This is a genomic window from Buchnera aphidicola (Chaitophorus sp. 3695) (assembly GCF_964058985.1).
GTDB classification, from domain to species: Bacteria; Pseudomonadota; Gammaproteobacteria; order Enterobacterales; family Enterobacteriaceae; genus Buchnera_J; species Buchnera_J aphidicola_BQ.
Genome location: NZ_OZ060379.1, coordinates 210,358 through 229,175, shown reverse-complemented (window position 1 = coordinate 229,175; position 18,818 = coordinate 210,358). Strand labels below are relative to the sequence as shown.

The window sequence follows — 18,818 nt, the reverse complement described above, 5'->3', positions numbered from 1 at the left end:
AATTAAATTTATTTAATTAATTTGAAATTATTTTTGCTATAATACTTTTTGTATCAACTTTAACATCTACAATTTTGACATAAATAATGTCTGATATTTTGTATAATATTTTTTTTTTAATACTAATTAATCCATCTTCTAAATTTAAATCTAATTCTGAACGTATATTATGAATAAATAAATTAGGAATAAAAATATTTGCACCTATATCTAATAATTTTGCACGAATTCCACCTCTTAAAATATCTACTATCTCTGACTTTAATACTTCATTTTTAAAATTATTTTTTGTAAAATATTGAATATATAATAAATCTTCTATTTCTCTTTCTGACAATCTATGTTTTCTTTTTTGATCAGATATTTTTTTTAAAATATTTTTATGTATTATGACAGGTTTTTCATCTAAGATCATTGATTTTAAAAATCTATGATTAATAATATCACCATATTTTCTAATCGGTGAAGTCCATGTAGCATATCTTTTAAATCCTAAAGCATAATGAGGGTTAGGAATTAAACTAAATTCACTAAAAGACTGAAATTTTCTAATTCTATTATTTAAATATTTATATTTTTTTTTTCTTAAAATTTTATATAAAGTACAAAAACCTTTTAAAGTTAATATTTCTTTTGAAGTAATAAAAATATTATTTTTTTTAAGTAATAATGAAATTTGTTGAGCACTATATATATCAAAACCAGAATGATTATTATATAATCCGAAACCAACTTTTTTAGATAAAATATCTGCTGCAGTTAAATTAGCAGATATCATGCATTCTTCTACTATTTTATGGGCAATTCTTCTTTTATCATTAGAAATTTTTAATACTTCACCATTAGCAGACAAATGAAATTTATATTCTAATCGTTCCGGAAAAATTAAAGCATATTTTTCTCTCCATTTGATTCTAGAAATACATAATTTTTTTAAAAACTTCAATTGTTTTTTAATATTTTCTGTCGATGGCGTCCAATTACTTTTTTTTTCTAACCAATTTGAAACATTTTTATATGATAATTTTTCTTTAGATCGAATCCATGCTAAAAAAAAATTACTGTTTTTTTGTATTTTTCCTTTTTGAGAAATAATCATTTTACATGCTAATACTGGACGTTTTTTATTTGGTTTTAATGAACATAAATCTTCCGATAAGATTCTTGGCAACATAGGAATATTAAATCCAGGCAAATAATTAGTAAAAGCTCTTTTTGAAGCAATAATATCTAATTTACTTTTAATGTGAACAAAAGATGTAGTATCAGATATAGCTACTATTAATTCAAAATTATCATTAATTTTTTGAATAAATAAAGCATCATCAATATCTTTAGTATTATTATTATCTATAGTAATAAAAGATAGATCTGTTAAATCTAATCTTTTTTTAGAATCAAGAAATGAAATATTCTCTATATTAATTTTTGGTTCTGTTTTTTTTAAATTATACTTAGATAAAGTTATCCACCATGGCGTAAATGGATCTTCTTTTTTTGCAATAAATTCAATTAATTCAGCATGAAAAAAATCATTGTTTAACTTATGTTTAGTTAATTTCGCTATAAACCAATCTCCTGATTTAAATTCAGAAATTTTATCTATTAAAAACGTGCATGGAATATACTCTTTTAAAAATGTGTAATTTGGTATAATAAAAAGTTGCTTGTTAATTTTTTGAAGTCTACCTATAAAAATTTTTAAAAAAGAATCTATAAGTTTTTCTGGAACGACTATTTCTCGATTTTTAGAAAATCCTATTCTAGCAACTATTTTATCTCCATGCATTACTTTTTTTATTTTTTTTGGAGGAATAAAATAACTATTTTTTGAATCTGTTTCTAAAAATCCAAAACCTTTTTCAGATTTTTTTACAATTCCTTCAACTCTAAGTATTTTTTTTTTAAATTTTTTTTTTAATTGTATTAATATACTATTATTATAAAACATTATAATTTAACCTAAAATATTACATTAAAATATTTAAAAAATTTATATAAAAGAATTTATTTATATAAATTTTAATATTTTAAACATAAAATACATGAAATTAATATACTATGATTTTAATAAAAGACCAAACGAAATTAAAACATTGTAAATTTAAAAAAAATTAAAATAATCCTACTATGTTAAATCCTCCATCTACATATATAATTTGACCTGTAATTCCAGAAGATAAATTACTGATTAAAAATGCTGCTGCATTTCCTATATCTGTAATAGATACATTTCTTTTTATTGGAGAAAAATTCTTATTTATAGAATACATTTTTTTAAAACTTTTTAAACTATATGAAGAAACTGTTTTTACCGGACCTGCAGAAATCGCATTAACTCTAATTTTTGGACCTAAAGAACCTGCTAAATATCTTACGTTAGCTTCTAAAGAAGCTTTAGCTAATCCCATAAAATTATAATATGGAATAAATTTTCTAGAACCAATATAAGATATAGTCAATAAAGAAGAATAATTATTTAACATAAATTGACAATATTTTGTTATTGCTGAAAAACTATATGAAGTAATATAATGCGATTTTTGAAAAGCTTTTGAGTTAATTGAATTTATATAATTCTTTTGTAAATATTTTTTTTTTAAATATGCTATAGAATGTACAAAACCATCAAAATTCGACCATATTTTTTTTAATTTTAAAAATAAATTTTTAATATTAGAATCTTTTCGCATATCACATTTTAAAATAATATTCGAATTAAATTTTTTAGCTATGTATTTAATCCGATTTTTATATTTCTCATTTTTATATGTAAATGCTAATTGCGCACCTTGATCATAAATAATTTTAGAAATACCATATGCTATAGAGTATTTATTATGTAAACCTATAATTAAAATTTTTTTATTTAATAAAATTCCCATTGTTAAACCTTTTAAAAAAATTAATTATGTTTTAAAAAATTAGTATTTATAAAAAGAAATTTTTTTTGCAAGATCAGAAGATTTTCCTATATAATTCAAAGGAGTTAAGTTATATAATTTTTTTTTTTCAGAATTAGAAATATTTAATTCATCAATAAATTTTTTTATAATTTTAGAATTAATTTTTTTTCCTCTAAATAAATTTTTAATTTTTTCATATGAATTTTTAATTCCCATTTTACGCATTATAATTTGTAAAGGTTCTAATAATATTTCATAATTTTTTTTTAAATCATGATGAATATATTTTTTATTAATTTTTATTCTTTTTATTCCTAATAAAATAAAACGATAACTAATTATAGAATATGATATAATACTTCCTAAATTTCTTAAAACAGTAGAATCACTTAAATCTCTTTGCCATCTAGAAATAGGTAATTTAAATGAAATATGTTGTATTAAAGCGTTAGAAATCCCTAAATTGCCTTCAGAATTTTCAAAATATATTGGATTAACTTTATGAGGCATAGTGGAAGATCCTGTTTCATTAAATTTTATTTTTTGTGTAAAATAATTTAAAGAAATATACCCCCACATATCTCTATTAAAATCGATTAAAATAGTGTTAAATCTAAAAATACAAGAAAAAAATTCTGATAAATAATCATGTGGTTCTATTTGAGTAGTGTAAGGATTCCAAGAAATATTAAAAGAATGTACAAAATTTTTATTAATTTTTTCCCAATTTAAATATGGGTATGCTATTAATAAAGCATTGTAATTTCCTACAGCGCCATTAAATTTTCCTAAAATTTTAATTTTTTTAAATTGATTGAACTGTCTTTTTAATCTATAAGAAAAATTAGAAATTTCTTTCCCCATTGTAGATGGAGTAGCAGATTGTCCATGAGTTCTAGATAAAATTACAGACTTACTATATTTTATTGACATAGAATCCATATAAAAAATTAATTTTTCCCAATATCTTAAAATATATTTTTTTTTAGCATTTTTGAGCATTAAAGCATAAGCTATATTATTAATATCTTCAGAAGTGCATCCAAAATGAATAAATTCAATCATATTATCTGTATTTTTAATTAAAGAAAGCTTTTTATTTAGAAAAAAAATAATAGCTTTTAAATCATGATTTGTCCATTTTTCAATTTTTTTTATTTCATAAGCATCTTTTACGCTAAATTGATCAATAATCATATTTAAAAAATTATTAATTTTATCATTAAATGGATGTAATTCTTTAATTTCTGGAATTTTAGATAAATATTTCAACCAACAAATTTCAACTATTAATCTATATTTAATAAATCCATATTCACTAAATATATCTCTTAAATTTTTAGTAAAATTTTTATATCGACCATCTATAGGTGAAATATTTTTTAAACTAATATATTTCAAAATTTATTTTCCTTTTCAATAATAAAAAATTTTATTAATATTTAAAAATATTTAATTTAGAAAAATTTTTAATTAATGGAATTTTATCTTGAATGATTCCTCCGCCTAAACAAATATTTTTTAAATAAAAAACAGCAGATTGTCCAGGAGTTATAGAAGAAATTGGATTTAAAAAAATTACTTTAATATATTTTTTTTTTTTTTTAATTATACAATTATTTTCAATTTGAGAATATCTTGTTTTAATTTTACATTTTAAAGGAAAAATAATATTTTTTTTATTAATCCAATGTATTTTTTTAAGAATTAATCCTGTAGATAATAAATATTTATTCTTTAAACCTTGAGCTACAATTAAAAAATTATTAGTAAGATCTTTTTCTACAACATACCACGGATTATTATTATATTTTTTTAATCCTCCTATATTCAATCCTTTTCTTTGTCCTAAAGTATAATAAAATAATCCATTATGCTTACCTATAATCTTTTTTTTAACAGTTAAAATTAATCCAGGTTTAGAAGATAAATATTTATTTAAAAATTTTTTATAGAACTTAGGTTGAATAAAACAAATACCTACAGAATCTTTTTTATTATAAACTTTCAAATTTATTTGTTTTGCAATTTTTCTTACTTTTTTTTTTTTTAAATAACCTAAAGGAAATAATATTCTCTTTAATTGTTTTTGTTTTAATGTATATAAAAAATAACTTTGATCTTTAGTTTTATCTCTTCCTTTTAATAAAAAATAACTTTGATCTTTAAAGAAATTTATAGCATAATGCCCAGTAGATATATAATCAGCATTCAAATATTCTATTGCAAATTTAAAAAAAATTTTAAATTTAATCTTTTTATTGCATAATATATCTGGATTTGGTGTTCTTCCTTTTTTATGTTCTAATAAAAAATTTTTAAAAACATATTCCCAATATTCTAAAGAAAAATTTACTTTATGTAAAAAAATTTTTAAAGATTTACATACATTCTCAACATCTTGAAGATCTTGTTTTGAACTACAATAATCAGAATTATCTTCTTCTTCCCAATTTTTCATAAATAAACCTTCAACATGATATTTTTTTTTTAACAACCATGCAGTAACAGAAGAATCTACTCCTCCAGACATAGCTACAATAACTTTTTTTTTTTTACATGTCATAAAATTAACCTTTTAAAATTTTTTATATAAATTCAAACTAACTGAATTTTTTATTCTTATAATTAACTATGGTATAGTATTTTAATAAAAAAATTTAAAAAACAAAATTTTATTATATAATTAATATTTAAATTATTAAATAATATAATATCAACAGATCATAATATAATAAAATAAAAAAAAAAGTATTTATAATAATTTTAATTTTTAAAACTATTGAATGATCATATATTTAAAATAATTTCTGGTATATAAAAATTAATGAAAAGAATAAGAAATTTTTCTATTATTGCACACATAGATCATGGAAAATCTACTTTAGCTGATAGATTAATTCAAATTTGTGGAAATTTAAAAAAAAGAGAAATATCTACACGTATGTTAGATACCATGGATATAGAAAAAGAAAGAGGAATTACAATTAAGGCTCAAACAGTTACTACTACATATTTAGCAAAAAATAATAAAAAATATTACTTAAATTTTATAGATACTCCAGGACATGTCAATTTTTCTTATGAAGTTAAACGTTCTTTATCAGCATGTGAAGGAGCTTTATTAGTTATTGATGCGACTCAAGGAATAGAAGCTCAAACATTAGAAAATTGTTATACAGCATTAAATATGAATATAAAAATTATTCCTGTAATTAATAAAATTGATTTACCGCATGCAGATTCTAATCGTATTTTAAAAGATATAGAAGATATCATTGGAATTTCTTCTAAAAATTCTATATCTTGTTCAGCGAAAACCGGTTTAGGTATTGATCTTTTATTAGAAAAAATTGTTAAAAAAATTCCTTATCCTATAGGAAATAAAAAAAAACCATTACAAGCAATTATAATTGATTCTTGGTTTGATAATTATTTAGGCGTAGTATCTTTAATTAGAATTAAAAATGGATATTTAAAAAAAGGATCTATTATTCAAGTAATGAGTTCAAAAAAAAATTATAAAGTTGAAAAACTTGGAATATTCACACCTAAACAAATATCTTTAAAAACATTAAAATGCGGAGAAGTAGGATGGATTATTTGTGGTATTAAAAATATATTAGCTGCACCAGTTGGAGATACCTTAACTTCTTTTCATAATCCTTGCAAATATCCTCTTTCTGGTTTTAAAAAAATTAAACCTCAAATATATGCTGGATTATATACAATTGATTCTAATCAATATGAAAATTTTAGAGATGCTTTAGGAAAACTTAGCTTAAATGATGCATCATTATTTTATGAACCAGAAAATTCTTCAGCTTTAGGTTTTGGTTTTAAATGTGGATTTCTTGGAATTTTACATATGGAAATTATTCAAGAAAGATTAGAAAGAGAATATAATTTAAATTTAATTTCTACTCCTCCAACAGTAATTTATGAAGTAAAAATTATAAAAAATAATGCAATTTTACATATAAATTCTCCAGTTAACTTTCCTAAAAAAGGAACATATAAAGAAATACGAGAACCAATTGCAGAATGTATTATTTTATTGCCTTCAAAATATATTGGAAATATAATCTCTTTATGTATAAAAAAAAGAGGCGTTCAAAAAAAAATGGTTTACCATACACATCAAATATCTTTAACTTATGATATTCCAATGTCTGAAATAGTTTTAAATTTTTTTGATCAAATTAAATCTGTTTCTAGTGGATATGCATCTTTAGAATATAAATTTAAAAAATTTAAAAAATCTAATTTAGTATGTTTAAATATATTAATTAATAATCAAAAAATTGATGCATTATCTATAATTACACATAAAAAAACATGTTTTAAAAAAGGTAAAGAAATCATTGAAAAAATGAAAAACATTATACCTAGACAACAATTTGATATTTCAATACAAGCTTCAGTAAAAAATAAAATTATAGCACGTACTACTATAAAACAATTAAGAAAAAATGTCTTATCTAAATGTTATGGAGGAGATATTTCAAGAAAAAAAAAATTATTACAAAAACAAAAATTAGGTAAAAAAAAAATGAAAAAAATTGGAAATATAAATTTACCAAAAGAAGCATTTTTTTCTATTTTAAATTTAAACAAAAATTCTTAATAAGGAAAAACATTAATGTATAATATTTTTTCTACATTTTTTATATTACTTATGACTTTTACAGGTTTAATCTGGATATTACAAGTTATTCAAAATTTATATTATAAAAATCATCTAACACAAAAAGAATATGATAATTATAAAAGTAAACAAGAAAATTCTATAAGTAGTTTTTTTCCAATTTTATTTTTTACATTTATTTTTAGAGCTTTTATATTCGAACCCTTTCAAATTCCGTCTACTTCAATGTTACCTTCTTTATTTATTGGAGATTATATTTTAGTAAAAAAATTTGCTTATAATATAATAAATCCATTTAATCAAAAAATACTATTTACGATTACACATCCTCTTAGAGGTGATATCATAATATTTAAATATCCTTGCAATAAAAAATTAAATTTTGTAAAAAGAGTTATTGGAATTCCAGGAGATACAGTAAAATATAATCCTTTCACAAAGCAACTTGCAATTTATAATAAATATAATAAATATTCATATTTAATGAATCTTGTAACATATAGTAAAATTATAAAAAATAATTTTTCAGAACAAAATCTTTTAGATTTAAAAAATCATGTAATAATGGAAGAAATAAATAATGCAAATCATTATAATATTCTTTTATCAAAAAAGTATACGGATCAAGAAAAATTCTATTATAAACAAAAATCAGTAAAATTAGGAACTTGGATTATTCCAAAAGGATTTTATTTTGTCATGGGAGATAATAGAGATAATAGTTCTGATAGTAGATATTGGGGATTAGTTCCTGAATCAAATATTATTGGAAAAGTAAGTATAGTATGGTTTAGTTTAGAACAAAATGCAAATGCATGGCCTACTGGAATAAGATTTTATAGAATTGGAACAATTGTTAAATAAAAATTTTTCAACTTTAAAAAAAACAATTTACATTTTTAATTATTAATTTTTAATTTAAAAAACATTGGTATATCATGGATTACTCTGAAACAGAAAAAGTACAAAAAATAATAGGATATGTATATACTAAAAAAGAACTTTTAACTCAAGCATTAACTCATAGAAGTTCTGGAATAAATCATAATGAAAGATTAGAATTTTTAGGTGATTCTATTCTCAGTTTTGTAATTGCTACAGCTTTATATAAATTCTTTCCTGATGTAAATGAAGGAGATATGAGCCGTATGCGTGCAACATTAGTTCGAGGGCATACTTTAGCAAAAATTGCACATGAATTTGAATTAGGAGAGTATTTAAAACTTGGGCAAGGAGAACTTAAAAGTGGAGGATTTAGACGAGAATCCATATTAGCGAATACTGTAGAAGCTATTATTGGAAGTGTATTTTTAGATAGCAACATTAAAACTATAGAAAAACTAATATTAAAATGGTATAAAAAAAGATTAGAAAAAATTAGTCCTGGAGATGCACAAAAAGATTCTAAAACTAGACTTCAAGAATATCTGCAATCTAAACATTTACCATTACCTACTTATACTGTAGTACAAGTATATGGAGAAGCACATAATCAATTATTTACAGTTAAATGTAAAATTTTAAATATTTCTGAAAATTTAATTGGAATTGGATCTAGCAGAAGAAAAGCAGAACAAAACTCTGCTCAATATGCTTTAATCAAATTAGGAATAGAGTGAAAAAAATAAAAAATCAATATTGTGGAAAAATAGCAATTATAGGGAATCAAAATTCTGGAAAATCTAGTTTAATGAATAAATTAATTGGAAAAAAAGTCTCTATAACTTCTAAAAAAAAAAACACGACTCAAGAAAATATTTTAGGAATTAAAACAATTAAAAATTATCAATTTATATATATTGATACACCAGGATTTAAAAAAAAAAAATATATACATATTTCTAAAGATTTAAAATTTAAATATGATATTTTAAAAGATTTAAAATTAGTAATTTTAGTTATTGATAATATAATTTGGGATAAAAATCATACTGTTTTATTAAATTTTATGAATAAAAAAAATATTCCAAATTTAATTGTTATAAACAAAATAGATAAAATTAAAAAAAAAAATATAATATTACCATTCATAAAATATTTAAATAAAAAATTTTCTCAAATAAAAATCATACCTGTATCATCAAAAACAGGAGATAATATAAAAGTTTTAGAAAAAATTATTAAAAAAAATATCCCTATGCATAAACATTTTTTTCATAAAAATCAAAATAATAATTATTCTTTAAAATTTCAAATATATGAAATAATAAGAGAAACAATAATGAGATATTTTGGAGATGAGTTACCTTATTCATCTAAAATAAAAATTAAATCAATTAAAAAAAATATACGACAAGAAATAATTATTCATTCTGAAATTTTTGTATTATATTGCAGACAAAAAAAAATTTTTATTGGAAAAAATGGAAAAAAAATAAAATTATGTAGTATGATATCTAAAAAAAAGTTAGAAAAAATTTTAAATACTAAAGTACATCTTTTTATATGGATAAAAACATTCAAAAATAATTCATTACATAAAAAATATAAATAATATACTACATATAAAATATGTAATATTTAGAAGAATCAAATGAAAATTATAGGCATTGGAATTGATATATTAAGAATTAAAAGAATAAAAAAAATATTTAATTTATACGAAAAAAAATTTATAAAAAAAATTTTAACAGAAAAAGAATTTTTTTTTTATAATAAAAGTATTAGAAAAATAAAATTCTTAACAAGAAGTTTTGTTATTAAAGAAGCAACATGTAAAGCAATGGGAACAGGAATGAAAAATAGCATATCATTTAAAAATATTGAAATTTACTATAATAAAAAAAAACAGTTAAGAATAAATTATCTTGAACATGCTTTATATAAAAAAAAAGTATTAGGTATTCAAAAATCACATATTAGTTTTACAGATGAAAAAAAATATGCTCAAGCAATAGTAATTTTAGAAGCATAATATTTTATCTTTGATTAATAAAAAACTGTTTAATTAAATTAGAACATTCATTTTTTAAAATATTCTTTATGATTTTAATTTTAAATCCATTAGAATTATAAATAAAATTTGTATCATAAAGAATATTTTTAAAATTATTTTTTCTACTAGCTCCTATTATTAATGTTTGAATTCGGCTATTTAAAATAGCTCCTAAACACATAATACACGGTTCTAATGTAACATATAAAGTAGTATGTAATAATCTATAATTTTTTAAAAATTTTCCTCCATTTCTTAATGCAATAATTTCTGCATGTGCTGTAGGATCATTTTTTTCAATGGAATTATTCCATCCCATACCAATAACTTTATTTGAACTAATTAATACTGAACCAATAGGAATTTCTCCTTTATTAAAAGAAATTTTAGCTAAAAATAAAGCAATTTTCATCCAGTAACGGTTGACATATTGATTGTTTATATTCATCTTCAAAATCTTAAAAAATTTTTGACATACTAACATTGAAAACGTTTAAAATTTTTTGATAATTCTCTTTTTAAAGTTTTATTTTTTTTAGATTGTCTTTTATCATATAAATTTTTTCCTACAGCTAAACCAATTTCTAATTTACAGAAAGATTTTTTCCAAAAAAGAGAAATAGGAATAATAGTATATTTATATTTATTTATTTGATGAGAAATTAAATTAATTTCTTTTCTTAGAAGTAATAATTTTATTTTTCTATTCTTTTTTATATAATTATATTTAAAAAAAGTAGAATTTTGTAAAGGTTGTATTTCACAATTTAATAAATATATTTCATTGAAATTTAATACTACATAACTACGACTAATATCAATTTTCCTTTGACGTATAGATTTTACTTCCCATCCATGTAATACAATACCAGCAATAAATTTTTTTTTAATAAAAAAATTAAACTTTGATTTTTTATTAAATAATATATTTATTTTATTTTTTTTTGTGATCATTTGAAAAATAATTTTTTTATTTATAATAATTAACATCTGAATTGAAATATATGTTTTTAAAATATATTATTTATTCTAATAAATATTTTAATAAAACAAATAGATCTAATTTTAATAATAAAAAACTAATTTTTTTAATTTTTTTTAATTTGTAGATACAGAAACCATAGCTGCTCTTAACAAACGATTATGTAATATATAACCTTTTTGAATGATTTCTACTACATAGTTTTTTTTAAAATGTTTTGTTTTTTTTAAAAACATTGCTTGATGAATTAAAGGATCAAATAAAACATTTGTTTCTTCAATAATTTTAATATTATTTTTTAATAATATATCTCTAAAAAAAATATTATTTTTTAACAATTTTTTATATATTTCTTTATATTCTGGATAATTTTGAATAGATTTACATGCTATTTCTAAACTATCTAATATAGGTAGTATAGAAAGAATAATTTTTTCTAAAGAAAATTTATATGTTAATTCTAATTTTTTATATATTTTTGTATTAAAATTTTTTAGCAAAACTTGATTTTTTTTTTTTATATCTAATAATTTTTCTTTTAATTTTTTTTTTTTTAATTCTAAAATAGAAATATAATTTTTATTTTTTAAATACATTTTACTTTCTTTTAAAATATCTGTATTTATATTTTCTTTTTTAAAATTCATATAATTTCCTTATTTTAAATATTAATATTAAAAATATTAAATTTTAAAAAAAATACAAAATAATTTTAATTCTAAAAATTTTTTATAGTCTAAATCAATATAAAAAATATTTTATCATTTATAATATAAAATCTGAAACAATATTAAATACATACTAATTTAATAAAAAATAATAATTTACAAAAATAACAAAAAAATATAATTTTAAAAATAATTTTTTATATTTTTTTATATTTTTAAACAATTTTATTTTTCATAGAAATAATAATTATAAATTTATATTAAATATTATGTAAATATAACTATAAATAAGTCTTTATAAAAAATTAAAAAATATTTATATTCTTAAAAAAAAATTATTTTATATTTAAAATTAAATATTTTAAACATTATATAATTAATATTAATTTAAATACAATATAATACATTTTTTATAAATAAATGTTTCGGTGCGGACGGGACTTGAACCCGTGACCTCCGGCGTGACAGGCCGATATTCTAACCAACTGAACTACCGCACCAATTAAAATAATTTTATTCCAAATATTATACTATAATTTTATTAAAAAACAATATTTTATTTATTTATATTTTTTATCCATAAACAACGTCCTTTCCTTTTCATATTTTTTAAATATTTTATATGCATATAATTTTCTTTTTTATTAGCATATTTTACGATAGCTTTTTGATTGCATATAGAGTTAATATTAATTTTAGATATTAAACTATTAGAATTATTCATAGAAAAAAATGATTGTTGATGCGCAGTCATTAATAAATATACTTTAGCTAGTAATTTTGCATCTAAAATAGCACTATGTAATTTTCTGTGATAATTGATTTTATAACGTTTACATAAAGCTTCTAAACTGTTTTTTTTTCCAGGGAAAATTTTTCTAGACAATTTTAAAGTATCTAAAACAGTACAATAATTTAATATTTCTGGAATATTTTTGTTTAATAGATTTAATTCATAATTTAAAAAACTTAAATCAAATTTAGAATTATGAATGATTAATTCAGAATTTTTGATATATTTTATAAACTTTTCATAAATATCAGAAAAATTAGGTTTATCTAATAAAAATTTATTTGATATACCATGAATTTTATATGCTCCTTTATCTATTAATCGATTAGGATTAAGATAAACATGAAAATTATTTTTTGTGATGTGACGATCAATTATTTCAATCGCTCCAATTTCAATAATACGATGATTTAAATATACTGATCCATGAGAATTAATTCCAGTAGTTTCAGTATCTAAAACAATTTTGCGATTATATGTATTCATATACAAAAATTTATATTAAAATAAAAATAAAAAGGTGAAATTTAAAAAAAAAAAAAATGAAAAAAACTATTAAAATTTTTACCGATGGTTCGTGTTTAGGTAATCCAGGAAAAGGAGGTTTTTGTACAATTATAAAATATAAAAATAATATTAAAAAATTTAGTAAAGGATTTATATTAACTACTAATAATAGAATGGAACTAATGAGTGTAATTATCGGTTTAGAAAAAATAAAAATTTCTTCTTATATTCAAATTAATACAGATAGTAAATATGTAAAAAATGGAATCACTACATGGATTAAAAAATGGAAAAAAAATAATTGGTTAAAACAAAATAAAAAAAAAGTTAAAAATATTGATTTATGGAAAAGATTAAATAAAATTGTTAAAAAACATATAAAAATTGAATGGTTTTGGATTAAAAGTCATTCTGGACAAAAAGAAAATGAAGAATGTGATATACAAGCTAAAAAATCTGCAAAATACCCAAAAAAAACAGATTATGGTTATATTTTAAATAAATAAAATGGTAAAAAAAATGATTCAAATTAAAGGTATTAAAATTTTAGAAAATAACATAGTTTGGATATTATATAAAAAAAATAAATGTATTATAGTTGATCCTGGATTCGCAGATCCAATAATATACAAATTAAATCAATATAAATTAAAACCTATTTTTATTTTTATTACACATTTACATAGTGATCATATAAATGGTTTATTTAAAATTATACAATTTTATCCAAAAATTTTAATTATTACACCAAAAATGATTAAAGAAATATGCAAAAAAAATCAAATAATTATATCTAATATTAAAAAAATTAATATATTTAAAAATATATTTACAATTTTTCCAACACCTGGACATACTCAAAATGATATATCTTATTTCATTTATCCATATCTTTTTTGTGGAGATATCTTATTTTCTGGAGGATGTGGAAACACTTTAAATGGTGGAGATTCAAAAAAACTATATCATTCACTAAAAAATATTTTTACACTTCCTAATAAAACATTTTTTTTTCATTCACATCAATATACGTTATCTAACTTAAATTTCTCTCATAAATTTTTTAAAAAAGATATTTTAATTAAAGATTATTTAAATTTTATAAATAAAAATTATAAAAAACAAAAAAATTATAATACCTTAATTTTTGAAAAAAAGATAAATATTTTTTTTAGAATTCAAGAAAAAAATTTAAAAGAAATTATTAATTATTGGTATAAATCAGAAAATGAAATAGATTATTTTTCTAATTTAAGAAAAATAAAAGATGAATTTTAAAATGGAGCTAAGCGGGATCGAACCGCTGACCTCCTGCGTGCAAAGCAGGCGCTCTCCCTGCTGAGCTATAGCCCCTTTTATACAGATATTAAAAAATATTAATTATTTTTTACTGAAGATAAAGGTGTTTTAATAGGCCTGAGTGGACTTGAACCACCGACCTCACCCTTATCAGGGGTGTGCTCTAACCAAACTGAGCTACAAGCCTTTAATAATTAATAATATCAGAAAATTTGTGTGGGCACTTTAAAATTTTTAAAGTGACTTTTAAGGAGGTGATCCAACCGCAGGTTCCCCTACGGTTACCTTGTTACGACTTCACCCCAGTCATGAATCACAAAGTGGTAAGCGCTCTCCTTTACAGGTTAAGATACTTGCTTCTTTTGCAACCCACTCCCATGGTGTGACGGGCGGTGTGTACAAGGCCCGGGAACGTATTCACCGTGGCATTCTGATCCACGATTACTAGCGATTCCGACTTCATGGAGTCGAGTTGCAGACTCCAATCCGAACTACGACGAACTTTATGAGGTTGGCTTGTCTTCGCAGATTTGCTTCTCTTTGTATACGCCATTGTAGCACGTGTGTAGCCCTGGTCGTAAGGGCCATGATGACTTGACGTCGTCCCCACCTTCCTCCGGTTTATAACCGGCGGTCTCCTCTGAGTTCCCGGCCGAACCGATGGCAACAGAGGATAAGGGTTGCGCTCGTTGCGGGACTTAACCCAACATTTCACAACACGAGCTGACGACAGCCATGCAGCACCTGTCTCATAGTTCCCGTGAAGGCACTTTCTTATCTCTAAAAAATTCTATGGATGTCAAGACCAGGTAAGGTTTTTCGCGTTGCATCGAATTAAACCACATGCTCCACCGCTTGTGCGGGCCCCCGTCAATTCATTTGAGTTTTAGCCTTGCGGCCGTACTCCCCAGGCGGTCGACTTAACGCGTTAGCTTCGGAAGTCATTTCTCTAAGGAAACAACCTCCAAGTCGACATCGTTTACGGCATGGACTACCAGGGTATCTAATCCTGTTTGCTCCCCACGCTTTCGCACCTCAGCGTCAGTATTCATCCAGGAGGTCGCTTTCGCCACAGGTATTCCTCCAGATATCTACGCATTTCACCGCTACACCTAGAATTCTACCTCCCTCTATGATACTCTAGTCTTTTAGTTTCAAATGCAATTCCTAAGTTAAGCTTAGGGATTTCACATCTGACTTAAAAAACCGCCTACGTGCTCTTTACGCCCAGTAATTCCGATTAACGCTCGCACCCTCCGTCTTACCGCGGCTGCTGGCACGGAGTTAGCCGGTGCTTCTTTTTTAGGTAACGTCACAAAATACATGTATTATATATATTTCTTTCCTCCCTAACGAAAGTACTTTACAACCCTAAGGCCTTCTTCATACACGCGGCATAGCTGCATCAGGCTTTCGCCCATTGTGCAATATTCCCCACTGCTGCCTCCCGTAGGAGTCTGGACCGTGTCTCAGTTCCAGTGTGGCTGATCGTCCTCTCAGACCAGCTAGAGATTGTTGCCATGGTAAGCCTTTACCTTACCATCAAGCTAATCTCGTCTGGGTTCATCCAAAAACGTAAGGCTTTTTATAAAAAAAGTCCCCTACTTTGGTTTTTCAACATTATGCGGTATTAGCTACCGTTTCCAGTAGTTATCCCCCTTTTTTGGGTAGATCCCCAGATATTACTCACCCGTTTGCCGCTCGCCGACAAGAAAAAATAAATTTTTTCTTTCGATGCCGCACGACTTGCATGTGTTAAGCTTGCCGCCAGCGTTCAATCTGAGCCATGATCGAACTCTTCATTTTTTAAAAATTTGAATTAAATAAATTCAATAACTGTGTAATAAATAATTTTTGCACTTAAATTTTTATGTGCCCACACAGATTTTCTGATATTTTTTTAAAGAACATTAATAACTAAAGTTTTTTAATAGTATTATATATTTGTATATTTGTCAAATATATTTTTTATTTTATTAAAAATTTACACAAAAATATATATAATATATACAAATTTAAAAAAAAAAAAATAAAATTTATATATTACATAGAAGGAACAAAAAAAATGAAGATATTATCAATGTTAAAAAAAAAAATTAAAAAAAGTCTTATAAAAAGTCGAATTCAAATAAATCAAAAAATCATAATTCAAAAAAATAAAAATGAAAAAAATGGACATTATCAATTAAATAATCTATATAGTATTGCTAATTTAAATAAAATCGATCCAAAAATTTTATCTAAAAAAATTATTAAAAATATAAATTCTAAGAAAATGATTCAAAAGATAATTTTTTCTAAACCATGCTTCATAAATATTTTTCTCAATTCTTTATGGATAGAAAAATCTATACAAAAAAAATTTTTTAATAAAACTAAAAAAAATTTTCAATACTATAAAGATAAAAATATAAATGTAGTAATTGATTATTCTTCTCCAAATATGGCTAAATCAATGCATGTAGGACATTTACGATCAACAATTATAGGAGATGCCAGTGCGCGTATTATGGAATTTTATGGATATAACGTTATACGTTGTAATCATATTGGAGATTGGGGTACTCAATTTGGAATGTTAATTGCTTATTTAAAAATTATTAAAAAAGAAAAAATATCAAATATTAAAAATCTATCTATTAAAAAAATAGAAAAAATATATTGTCAAGCAAAAAAAATGTATTTAAAAAATAAAGATTTTTTTAAAAAAACTGATAAATATACTGCAAAACTACAAAAAAATGATCAATATTGTTATAAAATATGGAAAAAAATTGTTACATTAAATATCGAAGAAAACAAAAAAATTTATCAATTATTAAATATTACTCTAAAAAATAAACATATTATCGGAGAAAGTTTTTATAAAAAAATGTTACCAAAAATAATTCAAGATTTAATGCAAAAAAAAATTGCTATTAAAAAAAATAATAATATTATTGTTCTTTTAAAAGATATAAAAAACAGAAAGGGTAAATCCATGGGTGTGATTTTAAAAAAAAAAAATGGATCTTTTTTATATTCAGCAATTGATATTGCATGTATGAAATATAGATGTAAAAAATTAAAAGCTAATGTAATATTATATTATGTCGATTCGCGTCAACAACAACATTTAAAACAAGTTTATAAAATTTCAAAAATTGCTGGATACATATCAAAAAAAGTCAAAGTTAAACATCATATATTTGGAATGATGTGCAACAAAAATAATAAACCTTTTCAAACACGCTCTGGAAATACAATTAAATTATCCAATTTAATTGAAGAATCTATAATTCGAGCAAAAAAAATAATATTAAAAAAAAATAGTCACATTCACGCAAAAAAATTATCTCAATTATCTAAAATTATCGGTATCGGAGCAATAAAATATTCTGATCTATCGAAAAATAGAATTACTAATTATATATTTAATTGGAAAAATATACTTTCCTTTGATGGTAATACATCACTTTACATACAATATACTTATACTAGAATTATATCTATTTTAAAAAAAGATTATGAAAATTTAATTAAATCACATGGTTCTATTAAAATTAATAATAATTCTGAAATGCTATTATGTATAAAAATATTACAATTTGAAGAAACTTTATCTCAATCAGCTAAAAAAGGAAAACCGCATTTAATATGTAATTATATTTATGAATTAGCATCTAAATATTCTTATTTTTATGAAAAATATCATATACTTAATACAAAAAATAAAAAAAAATGTATTACTAGATTAAAAATCTCCTATATAATTTCTAAAATTCTAAAAATAGGATTAAATCTATTAGGTATTCATGTTACAAAATCTATGTAATATAAATTTATATAAAAGAAATTTATAAAAATATATTATTCTCATTTAAAATTTTTATTTTTAATATATAAAATAAATTCTAAAAATAAATAATATTATAATATATTTTAATAGAACGTGAAATAATTTATTTAATTTACTGAGTTTATATATTTTAATGTGTTTAACAAGAAATTATTTTTAATAAAAATATTTTTAATAGAAAGTTTTTAAAACTTTTTATTAAAAATATTTATAAATATATTTAATAATTTTTATTTATTTAC

At 21.7% G+C, this 18,818-nt stretch carries 16 protein-coding genes, 3 tRNA genes and 1 rRNA gene; 8 read left to right on the top strand and 12 right to left on the bottom strand.

Annotation, left to right across the window (positions count from 1 at the left end; genetic code table 11):
* Positions 1-16 precede the first annotated feature (16 nt).
* The 4 genes from AB4W58_RS00995 to mnmA form a co-directional block, all read right to left on the bottom strand.
* Positions 17-1,951 (bottom strand): exoribonuclease II, encoded by a 1,935-nt coding sequence (locus AB4W58_RS00995; protein WP_367674231.1) that lies wholly within the window; start codon positions 1,949-1,951, stop codon positions 17-19.
* Between the two features lie 163 nt (positions 1,952-2,114).
* Positions 2,115-2,885, bottom strand: a complete 771-nt coding sequence (locus tag AB4W58_RS00990; RefSeq protein WP_367674230.1) for an enoyl-ACP reductase — start codon at positions 2,883-2,885, stop codon at positions 2,115-2,117.
* A 39-nt stretch (positions 2,886-2,924) separates the two neighbouring features.
* Positions 2,925-4,307 (bottom strand): adenylosuccinate lyase, encoded by a 1,383-nt coding sequence (gene purB / locus AB4W58_RS00985; RefSeq protein ID WP_367674229.1) that lies wholly within the window; start codon positions 4,305-4,307, stop codon positions 2,925-2,927.
* A gap of 34 nt (positions 4,308-4,341) precedes the next feature.
* Positions 4,342-5,472 carry a tRNA 2-thiouridine(34) synthase MnmA gene (gene mnmA / locus AB4W58_RS00980; RefSeq protein WP_367674228.1) on the bottom strand — a complete coding sequence of 377 codons (1,131 nt, stop codon included), beginning with the start codon at positions 5,470-5,472 and terminating at the stop codon, positions 4,342-4,344.
* 261 nt (positions 5,473-5,733) lie between these two features.
* Here mnmA and lepA point away from each other — a divergent pair, with 261 nt between their 5' ends.
* From lepA to acpS, 5 genes are all read left to right on the top strand, one after another.
* The gene (gene lepA, locus AB4W58_RS00975; protein ID WP_367674227.1) at positions 5,734-7,533 is read left to right on the top strand and encodes a translation elongation factor 4; all 1,800 of its coding nucleotides are present in this window, start codon (positions 5,734-5,736) and stop codon (positions 7,531-7,533) included.
* Between the two features lie 15 nt (positions 7,534-7,548).
* The gene (lepB, locus tag AB4W58_RS00970; RefSeq protein ID WP_367674226.1) at positions 7,549-8,418 is read left to right on the top strand and encodes a signal peptidase I; all 870 of its coding nucleotides are present in this window, start codon (positions 7,549-7,551) and stop codon (positions 8,416-8,418) included.
* Positions 8,419-8,492: 74 nt separating this feature from the next.
* Positions 8,493-9,173 (top strand): ribonuclease III, encoded by a 681-nt coding sequence (rnc, locus tag AB4W58_RS00965; RefSeq protein ID WP_367674225.1) that lies wholly within the window; start codon positions 8,493-8,495, stop codon positions 9,171-9,173.
* Positions 9,170-10,048, top strand: coding sequence for a GTPase Era (gene era, locus AB4W58_RS00960; RefSeq protein WP_367674224.1), 879 nt, complete (start codon positions 9,170-9,172; stop codon positions 10,046-10,048). The genes rnc and era overlap by 4 nt, the downstream gene beginning before the upstream one ends.
* Positions 10,049-10,087: 39 nt before the next feature.
* Positions 10,088-10,468: a holo-ACP synthase gene (gene acpS / locus AB4W58_RS00955; protein ID WP_367674223.1), complete on the top strand. Its 381-nt coding sequence runs from the start codon at positions 10,088-10,090 to the stop codon at positions 10,466-10,468.
* Between the two features lie 4 nt (positions 10,469-10,472).
* Here acpS and tadA read toward each other — a convergent pair whose 3' ends face one another.
* The 5 genes from tadA to dnaQ all read right to left on the bottom strand — a co-directional run bounded on the left by tadA (position 10,473) and on the right by dnaQ (position 13,418).
* Positions 10,473-10,973 carry a tRNA adenosine(34) deaminase TadA gene (tadA, locus tag AB4W58_RS00950; protein WP_367674222.1) on the bottom strand — a complete coding sequence of 167 codons (501 nt, stop codon included), beginning with the start codon at positions 10,971-10,973 and terminating at the stop codon, positions 10,473-10,475.
* The gene (gene smpB, locus AB4W58_RS00945; RefSeq protein ID WP_367674221.1) at positions 10,967-11,443 is read right to left on the bottom strand and encodes an SsrA-binding protein SmpB; all 477 of its coding nucleotides are present in this window, start codon (positions 11,441-11,443) and stop codon (positions 10,967-10,969) included. The genes tadA and smpB overlap by 7 nt, the downstream gene beginning before the upstream one ends.
* A 144-nt stretch (positions 11,444-11,587) precedes the next feature.
* Positions 11,588-12,118 (bottom strand): nucleotide exchange factor GrpE, encoded by a 531-nt coding sequence (locus tag AB4W58_RS00940; protein ID WP_367674220.1) that lies wholly within the window; start codon positions 12,116-12,118, stop codon positions 11,588-11,590.
* A 447-nt stretch (positions 12,119-12,565) separates the two neighbouring features.
* Positions 12,566-12,639, bottom strand: a tRNA-Asp gene (locus AB4W58_RS00935).
* 56 nt (positions 12,640-12,695) lie between these two features.
* On the bottom strand, positions 12,696-13,418 hold the full coding sequence (gene dnaQ, locus AB4W58_RS00930) for a DNA polymerase III subunit epsilon (protein ID WP_367674219.1): 723 nt from the start codon (positions 13,416-13,418) through the stop codon (positions 12,696-12,698).
* A gap of 56 nt (positions 13,419-13,474) precedes the next feature.
* Between dnaQ and rnhA the strand changes: the two genes are divergently transcribed.
* Together rnhA and AB4W58_RS00920 are read left to right on the top strand one after the other, a co-directional pair.
* Positions 13,475-13,945, top strand: coding sequence for a ribonuclease HI (gene rnhA, locus AB4W58_RS00925; protein ID WP_367674218.1), 471 nt, complete (start codon positions 13,475-13,477; stop codon positions 13,943-13,945).
* Positions 13,946-13,958: 13 nt separating this feature from the next.
* Positions 13,959-14,717: an MBL fold metallo-hydrolase gene (locus AB4W58_RS00920; RefSeq protein ID WP_367674217.1), complete on the top strand. Its 759-nt coding sequence runs from the start codon at positions 13,959-13,961 to the stop codon at positions 14,715-14,717.
* Positions 14,718-14,719: 2 nt separating this feature from the next.
* Here AB4W58_RS00920 and AB4W58_RS00915 read toward each other — a convergent pair.
* The 3 genes from AB4W58_RS00915 to AB4W58_RS00905 form a co-directional block, all read right to left on the bottom strand.
* Positions 14,720-14,792 (bottom strand) — tRNA-Ala (locus tag AB4W58_RS00915).
* A gap of 58 nt (positions 14,793-14,850) precedes the next feature.
* Positions 14,851-14,925, bottom strand: a tRNA-Ile gene (locus tag AB4W58_RS00910).
* Between the two features lie 60 nt (positions 14,926-14,985).
* A 16S ribosomal RNA gene (locus tag AB4W58_RS00905) occupies positions 14,986-16,544 on the bottom strand.
* 259 nt (positions 16,545-16,803) lie between these two features.
* Here AB4W58_RS00905 and argS point away from each other — a divergent pair.
* The gene (gene argS / locus AB4W58_RS00900; protein WP_367674216.1) at positions 16,804-18,552 is read left to right on the top strand and encodes an arginine--tRNA ligase; all 1,749 of its coding nucleotides are present in this window, start codon (positions 16,804-16,806) and stop codon (positions 18,550-18,552) included.
* The last annotated feature ends 266 nt before the right edge of the window (positions 18,553-18,818 follow it).

Coding starts and splice junctions, on each gene's coding strand:
- lepB (WP_367674226.1), top strand. CDS start 7,549: ATGTATAATATTTTTTCTACATTTTTTATATTACTTATGACTTTTACA.
- mnmA (WP_367674228.1), bottom strand. CDS start 5,472: ATGACATGTAAAAAAAAAAAAGTTATTGTAGCTATGTCTGGAGGAGTA.
- argS (WP_367674216.1), top strand. CDS start 16,804: ATGAAGATATTATCAATGTTAAAAAAAAAAATTAAAAAAAGTCTTATA.
- AB4W58_RS00920 (WP_367674217.1), top strand. CDS start 13,959: ATGATTCAAATTAAAGGTATTAAAATTTTAGAAAATAACATAGTTTGG.
- AB4W58_RS00995 (WP_367674231.1), bottom strand. CDS start 1,951: ATGTTTTATAATAATAGTATATTAATACAATTAAAAAAAAAATTTAAA.
- rnc (WP_367674225.1), top strand. CDS start 8,493: ATGGATTACTCTGAAACAGAAAAAGTACAAAAAATAATAGGATATGTA.
- AB4W58_RS00940 (WP_367674220.1), bottom strand. CDS start 12,118: ATGAATTTTAAAAAAGAAAATATAAATACAGATATTTTAAAAGAAAGT.
- rnhA (WP_367674218.1), top strand. CDS start 13,475: ATGAAAAAAACTATTAAAATTTTTACCGATGGTTCGTGTTTAGGTAAT.
- acpS (WP_367674223.1), top strand. CDS start 10,088: ATGAAAATTATAGGCATTGGAATTGATATATTAAGAATTAAAAGAATA.
- AB4W58_RS00990 (WP_367674230.1), bottom strand. CDS start 2,885: ATGGGAATTTTATTAAATAAAAAAATTTTAATTATAGGTTTACATAAT.
- smpB (WP_367674221.1), bottom strand. CDS start 11,443: ATGATCACAAAAAAAAATAAAATAAATATATTATTTAATAAAAAATCA.
- dnaQ (WP_367674219.1), bottom strand. CDS start 13,418: ATGAATACATATAATCGCAAAATTGTTTTAGATACTGAAACTACTGGA.
- tadA (WP_367674222.1), bottom strand. CDS start 10,973: ATGTTAGTATGTCAAAAATTTTTTAAGATTTTGAAGATGAATATAAAC.
- lepA (WP_367674227.1), top strand. CDS start 5,734: ATGAAAAGAATAAGAAATTTTTCTATTATTGCACACATAGATCATGGA.